Origin of the sequence: Arthrospira sp. PCC 8006 (assembly GCF_046480465.1) — a bacterium.
Lineage (GTDB): Bacteria > Cyanobacteriota > Cyanobacteriia > Cyanobacteriales > Microcoleaceae > Limnospira > Limnospira platensis.
Window position 1 is genome coordinate 1 of record NZ_PKGG01000472.1, and the last position, 1048, is coordinate 1048.

Annotated in this window: 1 protein-coding gene and 1 pseudogene; both read left to right on the forward strand. The window is 44.5% G+C overall.

The window, feature by feature from the left end; translation table 11 throughout:
* On the forward strand, positions 1–878 hold an 878-nt coding region (gene arsB, locus B9T16_RS28875; protein WP_410246413.1), incomplete at its 5' end, for an ACR3 family arsenite efflux transporter.
* Between the two features lie 8 nt (positions 879–886).
* Positions 887–1048, forward strand: a pseudogene (locus B9T16_RS28880) (arsenate reductase); the annotation flags it as partial.

Genomic DNA, 1048 nt, shown 5'->3' on the forward strand with positions numbered 1-1048 from the left:
TCGCCATTCTCGTGTGGTTGATGATTTATCCGATGATGGTGCAAATTGATTTTTCATCGCTTAMACACGTTTCTAAAAACTGGAAAGGTCTCGGGCTAACAGTGGTTGTCAATTGGTTAATCAAACCCTTTAGCATGGCGTTTTTCGCTTGGATTTTTTTCGACAATGTTTTTTCGGCATATTTACAACCGGAAATGGCTGAACAATACATTGCCGGCGCCATTATTCTGGGCGCAGCTCCCTGTACCGCAATGGTTTTTGTGTGGTCGTACCTCACCAGAGGCGATGCCAACTATACTTTGATTCAAGTCTCCGTGAACGACATCATTCTGCTCTTTGCATTTATCCCCATCGTTCGGTTTTTGCTAGGCATTACCAACATTAGCATTCCCTACGATGTGCTTGTTTCCTCGGTGGTGATATTTGTGGTAATTCCACTCGCAGCCGGCTATCTCAGTCATAAAATTCTAATGAATCGCAAAGGGGAAGACTGGTTTAAAAATCGCTTTCTGCCCACTTTGAAACCCGTATCCATAGTGGCATTGCTTACCACACTAATTCTTCTTTTTGCTTTTCAAGGCGACAAAATAATCGATAAGCCTTTCCATATTTTACTTATCGCCGTTCCTCTGACCATTCAAACCTATTTTATCTTTTTCATTACTTGGTTTGCCGGTCGATTTCTAAAGTTGAACCACGCCGTATGCGCCCCCGCGGCGATGATTGGTGCGAGTAACTTTTTTGAATTGGCGGTTGCGGTGGCTATTTCCCTTTTCGGACTCAACTCCGGAGCATCCTTAGCCACCGTAGTGGGGGTATTAATTGAAGTGCCGGTGATGCTTTCTCTGGTAGCATTGGCAAATAAATGGCGATATTAAATCAATAAATCATGAAGAAAAAAATCTTGGTTCTCTGCACGGGAAACAGTTGTAGAAGCCAAATCGCCGAGGGCTATATGCGGTACTTCGCTGCCGATAAAGCCGAGGTGTATAGTGCCGGAGTAGAAACGCACGGGGTCAACCCCAAGGCAATTGAAACCATGCGCGAA